Raw genomic sequence first — 7,612 nt, forward strand, 5'->3', positions numbered from 1 at the left:
TAACCATAGTGTATGACGTTGGACAGCGCGATCCCAACGATGGCGGCAAAAGCGGCGCGCAATGCGTATCATGGCTGATCAGAATCACATTTTCTTGCACAGACTCAACGGATGCCCGATTCATGGCCGACACGCCCATCGTTCTCGTCGACGGTTCGTCCTATCTCTACCGTGCCTTCCACGCCCTGCCGCCGCTGACCACCTCTACGGGTCAGCCCACCGGCGCCGTCAAGGGCGTGCTCAACATGCTCAAACGGTTGATCAAGGATTATCCGGACAGCCCCATGGCAGTGGTCTTCGATGCCAAGGGCAAGACCTTCCGCGATGAACTGTTCGAAGCGTACAAGGCCCAGCGTCCGCCGATGCCCGACGACCTGCGCAGCCAGGTGGAGCCGCTCTACGCCTGCGTGCGCGCCCTCGGCCTGCCGCTGCTGTGCGTCGAAGGCGTCGAGGCTGACGACGTCATCGGCACCCTGGCGCGGCTGGCCACCGAGGCCGGCCGCGACGCGGTGATCTCCACCGGCGACAAGGACATGGCGCAGTTAGTGAACTCGCACATCACCCTGGTCAACACCATGAAGGACGAGACCCTCGACGATGCCGGGGTCGAGGCCAAGTTTGGCCTGCCGCCGGCGCTGATCATCGACTTCCTGGCGCTGATGGGCGACAAGGTCGACAACATCCCCGGGGTACCGGGGGTGGGCGAGAAGACCGCCCTGGGCCTGCTGCAGGGCATGGGCGGCGGGCTCGATGCCATCTACGCCGACCTGGAGAGGGTCAAGACCCTCGACATTCGCGGGGCCAAGACGTTGCCCAAGAAGCTCGAAGAGCACCGCGAGATGGCTTATCTCTCCTACCAGCTGGCTACCATCAAGACCGACTGCGAGCTACCGGTGGGCCTCGACGATCTCGACATCGCTCACCCCGACCGCGAGGCGCTCAAGCAGCTCTACACCGAGCTCGAGTTCAAGGCCTGGCTCTCCGAGCTGCTGTCGGGCAAGGACGAGGGCGTCGATGACGTCGAGCGTGGCGCTGGAGTCGCCGGTACCGCCGCGGCGGGCAACCTCGACCCGGAGGCGCCGTCGGCCAGCGTGACGGCGTGCAAGAACCACACGATCCTGACCCAGGCCGAACTCGACGAGTGGCTGAGCCGGCTCGGCGCCTGCGAGGCCTTCTGCTTCGATCTCGAGACCAACAGCCTCAACTACATGGACGCCGAGATCGTCGGCGTGGGGCTGGCACTGGAGCCCGGCGAGGCGGCTTACGTGCCGCTGGCCCACGACTACCTCGACGTGCCCGAGCAGCTCGACCGGGCCGCGGTGCTCGCCGCCCTCAAGCCGCTGCTGGAGGACCCCTGCCGCGGCAAGATCGGCCAGAACCTCAAATATGACATTTCGGTGCTGGCCAACTACGACATCCGGGTGCGCGGGCCGCTCACCGACACCATGCTCGAATCCTACGTGCTCAATTCCACCGCCACTCGTCACGACATGGATTCGCTGGCGCTGAAATACCTGGGCCAGAAGACGGTGAGCTTCGAGGAGATCGCCGGCAAGGGCGCCAAGCAGCTCACCTTCAACCAGATCGACCTGGAGCAGGCCGTGCCCTACGCCTGCGAGGACGTCGACGTGACCCTGCGCCTGCACTGTGAGCTGCGGCCGCGCATCGAGGCCGAGGGGCGCCTGGCCGAGGTGCTGGACACCATCGAGCGGCCGCTGATCCCGGTGCTGTCGCGCATCGAGCGTACCGGGGTGGCGATCGACGCCGCGCGTCTGCACGCCCAGAGCCAGGAGCTCGAAGCGCGCATCGGCGAACTCGAAACCCGTGCCTTCGAGCTGGCCGGGCGCGAGTTCAACCTCGGCTCGCCCAAGCAGCTCGGCGAGATCCTGTTCGAGGAGCAGAAGATCCCGGTGCTCAAGAAGACGCCCAAGGGCGCGCCATCCACCGCCGAGGCCGTGCTCGAGGAGCTGGCGCTTGATTACCCGCTGCCCAAGGTGATCATGGAGCATCGCGGCCTGGCCAAGCTCAAGTCGACCTACACCGACAAGCTGCCGCGGCTGGTCAACAAGCGCACCGGGCGGCTGCACACCAGCTACCATCAGGCGGTCGCCGCCACCGGCCGGCTCTCCTCGTCCGATCCCAACCTGCAGAACATTCCGATCCGCACCGAGGAGGGGCGCAAGATCCGTCAGGCCTTCATCGCCCGGCCCGGCTATCGCATCGTCGCCGCCGACTACTCGCAGATCGAGCTGCGCATCATGGCGCATCTATCAGAAGACCAGGGGCTGCTCACCGCCTTTGCCGAGGGGCGCGACATCCACACCGCCACTGCCGCCGAGGTATTCGGCGTGGCGCTGGAGAAGGTCTCGGGCGAGCAGCGCCGCAGCGCCAAGGCGATCAACTTCGGGCTGATCTACGGCATGAGCGCCTGGGGGCTCTCCAAGCAGCTGCACATCGAGCGCAGCCAGGCGCAGACTTACATCGACCGCTACTTCGACCGCTACCCCGGCGTGGCCCGCTACATGGAGCGTATCCGTGCCCAGGCCGCCGACGACGGCTTCGTCGAAACCGTGTTCGGGAGGCGGCTCTATCTGCCCGAGATCCGCGCCCAGAACCACGCCCGACGCCAGGCCGCCGAGCGTACCGCTATCAACGCGCCGATGCAGGGCACCGCGGCGGACATCATCAAGCGCGCCATGATCGAGGTCGACGGCTGGCTGCAGGAGAGCGCCTTCGACGCCTGCATGGTCATGCAGGTCCACGACGAACTGGTATTCGAGGTCGGCGAAGGGCAGGTCGACGAGTTCATCGGCGAGGTGAAGGCGCGCATGCAGGCCGCCGCCGAGCTCAGCGTGCCGCTGATCGTCGAAGCCGAGAGTGGAGTCAATTGGGACGAAGCCCACTAGGGAAACACTGCACAAATGCCTGCGCGAGCGAATCGCTGCGTTGCGCGGTGCCGAAGCGTCGGACCGTCGGACCGTCGGACCGTCGGACCGTCGGACCGTCGGACCGTCGGAATCCTCACCTATACCCCATAGGCTCCGGTTGACTCTAAGCCTTCGGCTTCTCGCCCCTTCGGGGCCAGCCTACGGCTGTTTGTCGCTTCGCTCGGTACTGTGCTCCGTGCGCCTTGCGACCCACAGGGATGTGGGAAGTGCGTTGGTTCGTCGGGAACGAACCTAGCCGCTTCATCTCGCTCGTCGATTTGTTCAGCGTTTCCGAGATACACAATCAAAAACGCCACCGCGGCTGCGGTGGCGTTTTCGTTTCGGGCTTGCCGGCTAAGGCTTAGCGCCAGCCGACGCGATCAAAGATCCGTACCGCTTCCGGGTTGTTCTCACCCAGCACGCTGATGTTCAGGTCGTCCTTGTTCAGCTCGCCCCAAGACTTCAGTGTCTCGTCCATGTTCACGCCATCAACGACCGGATACTCGTAGTTGCCAGCGGCGAAGAACTCCTGAGCGGTGTCGGAAGCCAGGAACTCGAGGAAGCGGATGGCGTTGTCGCGGTTCGGCGAGGTGGCGACGACGCCCGCGCCGCCGACGTTGACGTGAATACCGCGGTCGTCCTGATTGGGGAACAGGATACCCACGCTTTCGGCAACGTTGCGGTCGGTTTCGCTGTCGGAGTTGAGCAGGCGAACGTAGTAGTAGTGGTTGGCCACGGCCAGGTCGCACTCGCCGGCAGCGACGGCGCGGATCTGGTCGGTGTCACCGCCCTCGGGCTGGCGCGCCAGGTTGTTGACGATGCCCTGAGCCCAGGCCTCGGCCTCTTCGGCGCCATGGTGGTCGATCATGGCCGCCAGCAACGACTGGTTGTAGATGTTGTTGGAAGAGCGAATGCAGATTTCACCCTCCCAGCGCGGGTCGGTCAGATCCTCGTAGGAGGTGATCTCGCTGGGGTCGACGTTTTCCGGGTTGTAGAAGATTGCCCGCACGCGCTGGCTGAAGCCGAACCACATGCCTTCCGGGTGGCGCATGGAATCCGGCAGGCGCTCGGCGAGCACGTCGGACTCGATAGCCTGGAAGATGCCCTCCTGCTCGGCGCGCCATAGACGGCCAGCATCCACGGTGATCATCACGTCGGCGGGGCTGGCAATACCCTCACGCTGAATGCGCTCGATGAGCTCGTCGGAATTGCCTTCCAGCAGATTGACCTTGATACCGGTCTCGTCGGTGAAGGCCTGATAGAGCTGCTCATCGACGTCGTAATGGCGAGCCGAGTAGAGGTTGACCTCGTCGGCTGCTACGGTGGTGGCAAAGGCCGAGCCGGCCAGCAGGGCGGCAAGCGGAGCGACGGCACGGTTACGCTGGGACATGATGCGGACCTCAAAAGCCAGGTGGTTTTGAACGATAATACGTTGCATTCAGTTCATTTCCATTGAAACGCTTCGCGTATGCGTCGTCAACCCGTTTCGCCCATTGCTTGTTCACGATGTGCTGCAGTTCTGACCAGAGGCAAGGGGAGCGAAGAAATGAAGACGAATGAGAGTAAATTTCAAACGCGTTCGCTGGACATTTCGGGTACGATATGTCCTACAACTTCCTTGACCAAGTCGCACCTATGACTAGCCAATCGAAGCCCACTGCACTAGGGCACACCCCCTATCGCCAGCCCGCCGTGCTGAGCATGGAGGGCGTCCATCATACATTCGACGGTCTGGCCGCCGTGCGAGGCGTCGACCTCGACGTGATGCCCGGTGAGGTCGTCTGCCTGCTGGGGCCATCGGGCTGCGGCAAGACAACGCTGCTGCGTATCGCCGCAGGCCTCGAAGTGCTGCAGCAGGGGCGCGTGACGCTCAACGGCGGCGAGATAGCAGTGCCCAAGGGCAGGCATGTGCCGCCGGAGAAACGCAACGTCGGCCTGGCCTTCCAGGACTCGGCGCTGTTTCCCCATCTTACGGTGCTGGAGAACGTAACCTTCGGGCTCAAGGGTGAGCCGCCGCACCAGCGTCGTGAGCGTGCCCTGACCCTGCTCGAGCAACTGGGCATGGAGAGCTATGCCGACTCCTATCCACACATGCTCTCCGGCGGGCAGCAGCAGCGCGTGGCGCTGGCGCGTGCCCTGGCGCCTTCACCGCAGCTGATGCTGCTCGACGAGCCTTTCTCCAGCCTCGATGCGCGCCTGCGCGACCGCATCCGCGACGACACCTTGCACGTACTCAAGAAAGTCGGCGCAGCCACCCTGCTGGTGACCCACGATCCCGAGGAGGCCATGTTCATGGCCGACCGCATTGCGCTGATGCGCGATGGTCGCATCGTTCAGGTGGGGACGCCGCGGGAGCTCTACTGTGCGCCCTGCGACCCCTTCGTGGTGGCCTTCTTCGGTGAGGTGAACGAGTTGCAGGGTGAGGTGCACGGCGGCCGGGTGATGACCCCGGTAGGCCCGGTGGAGGCCGGCTGGCTGCCGGAAGGGAGTCAGGCACAGGTGATGATCAGGCCTGAGGCGCTGCGCATCACCGAACACTTCGAACCGGCCCCGGAGCACCGCTACAGCCACGTGGTCATGTCCAAGTTGTTGGGGCGCAGCAGCTTGCTGCATATCTGTGCCCACGGCGAGGACGGCAGTGAAGCCCACCTGCATGCCCGGGTGCCCGGGGTATTTCTGCCCGCCGAAGGGCAGCGGGTGGATATTCACCTCGACCTGTCGCAGGTCTTCGTCTTTCCCTCAGCGCTTGCCTGACCCGGGGCGAGAGTGGCGCATGGCCATGCTCAGTAGCACCACTGGGATGATGCCGACGGCCACGATCGCCAGAGAGGCGGTCGAGGCCTCGGCTAGCCTCTCGTCAGAGGCCAGGCTGTAGGCCCTTACCGCCAGGGTATCGAAGTTGAAGGGGCGCAGGATGATGGTCGCCGGCAGCTCCTTCATGATGTCCACGAACACCAGGATGCCAGCCGCGAACAGACTGCCGCGCATGATCGGCGTATGCACGCGCTTGAGTGTGCCGGCCGGGGTTTGACCCAGGGTACGTGCCGCGGCATCCATGCTCGGTGTCACCTTGCCCAGGCTCGCCTCCACGGTGTTGAACGAAACTGCCAGGAAGCGCACCACATAGGCGTAGACCAGGATAAATGCCGTGCCGCTGAAGATCAGGCCGACGATCATGCCGTAGTGGGCGTGCAGCCATGTGTTGATGCTCTTGTCGAGCCAGGCGAAGGGAATCAGGATGCCGACGGCAATCACCGAGCCCGGGATGGCATAGCCCATCGAGGCGATCCGCGTGGCGATACGCGTCAGCGGGCTGTCGTGTAGGCGCACGCCGTAGCTGAGTATCACCGCCAGTCCTACCGCGATCAACGAGGCGATCACCGCCAGCTTCAGGCTATTCCAGGCAAAGCCGAGGAAGCGTGTGCCCCAAAGGGCATCGCCGGACGTAATGGCCATCTGTGCCAGCAGACCGCTGGGAATGAGAAAGCCGATCAGCACCGGCAGGGCACAGGCGGCGAAGGCCGCTGCGGCACGCCAGCCGTGCAGCCGGTACTCCGGCAACTGCTGATAGCGGTTGGTGGTATGGAAATACTGGCGTTTGCCCCGCGACCATCGCTCCAGCAGGATCAGTAGGAACACGAACAGCAGCAGGCAGGCGGCCAGTTGGGCGGCGGCCACCTGTTCACCGAGGCCGAACCAGGTGCGGTAGATGCCGGTGGTGAAGGTGTCGACACCGAAGAACTGCACTGCGCCGAACTCGTTCAGCGTTTCCATCAACACCAGCGAGACGCCGCCGACGATGGCCGGACGCGCCAGCGGCACGGCCACGGTGGCGAACAGGTTCCACGGGCCGCGCCCCAGCGTGCGGCCGACGTCGAGTACGCACACCGACTGCTCGAGGAAGGCGGCCCGCGCCAGCAGGTAGACGTAGGGGTAGAGCACCAGTGTGATCAGCGTGGCGGCGCCGCCCAACGAGCGAATGTTAGGGAAGTAGTAGTCGCCGCGGCCCCACTCGAACACCTCGCGCAGCCAGCTCTGCAAGGGGCCGGCATACTGCAGGAAATCGGTATAGGCGTAGGCGATCACGTAGGTGGGCACGGCCAGCGGCAGCAGCAGCGCCCATTCGAAGATCCGCCGCCCCGGGAAGCGGCACATCACTACCAGCCAGGCGGTGCCGGTACCGATGATCATGGTGCCGAGGCCCACCGTGACGGTGAGGTAGAGGGTATTGCTCACGTAGCGCCCCAGCACCGTGCTGGCCAAATGCTGCCAGACCCCCTCGGTGGGCATGACGATGTGGGCCAGCACCACCATCACCGGCAGGGCGACGACGAAGGCAACGCTGAGGATCAGGAGTGTCCAGGGGCTCATGCGACGAGTGATCGAGGCAAGCCCGGTAGCGGTGGAACGGAACAAGCGGAACTCCTTGACTGGCTGGCTCGGTGTCGCGGTAATGCGAGGTGGTCACGATTGGAAATGATATCAGTTGTCGCATTTGCCTGCAGCTGACCGATATCAATGAAAAGCGCCCGCATCCGGGGATGCGGGCGCCAAGGTCAGGCAGGGTGGCGATTCAATAACCAAGCATGAGCGACGGCAGCCCCGTCACCAGCACCGGGAAGAAAGCCATCAGCACGCAGGCCAGCACGATCAGTGCACAGAAGGGAATCACCGCCTTGTACAGA

4 protein-coding genes are annotated in these 7,612 nt (G+C 64.3%); 2 read left to right on the plus strand and 2 right to left on the minus strand.

The features are described 5' to 3' along the window. Positions 1-122: 122 nt before the first annotated feature. Positions 123-2,906 (plus strand): DNA polymerase I, encoded by a 2,784-nt coding sequence (gene polA / locus B8115_RS08945; RefSeq protein WP_010627444.1) that lies wholly within the window; start codon positions 123-125, stop codon positions 2,904-2,906. A gap of 382 nt (positions 2,907-3,288) precedes the next feature. Here the strand turns inward: polA and B8115_RS08950 are convergent, their stop codons facing one another. Then, positions 3,289-4,317, minus strand: coding sequence for a Fe(3+) ABC transporter substrate-binding protein (locus B8115_RS08950; RefSeq protein ID WP_026038000.1), 1,029 nt, complete (start codon positions 4,315-4,317; stop codon positions 3,289-3,291). A gap of 245 nt (positions 4,318-4,562) precedes the next feature. Between B8115_RS08950 and B8115_RS08955 the strand changes: the two genes are divergently transcribed. Continuing rightward, complete coding sequence (locus B8115_RS08955) at positions 4,563-5,681, plus strand: ABC transporter ATP-binding protein (RefSeq protein ID WP_026038001.1); 1,119 nt, start codon at positions 4,563-4,565, stop codon at positions 5,679-5,681. On the opposite strand, the gene B8115_RS08960 is transcribed toward B8115_RS08955, so the two are convergent. Beyond that, positions 5,667-7,298, minus strand: coding sequence for an iron ABC transporter permease (locus B8115_RS08960; RefSeq protein WP_051004619.1), 1,632 nt, complete (start codon positions 7,296-7,298; stop codon positions 5,667-5,669). The two genes, B8115_RS08955 and B8115_RS08960, sit on opposite strands and share 15 nt — an antisense overlap. Between the last annotated feature and the right edge of the window lie 314 nt (positions 7,299-7,612).

The sequence above is a fragment of the Halomonas sp. KM-1 genome, assembly GCF_000246875.1.
Lineage (GTDB): Bacteria > Pseudomonadota > Gammaproteobacteria > Pseudomonadales > Halomonadaceae > Halomonas > Halomonas aerodenitrificans.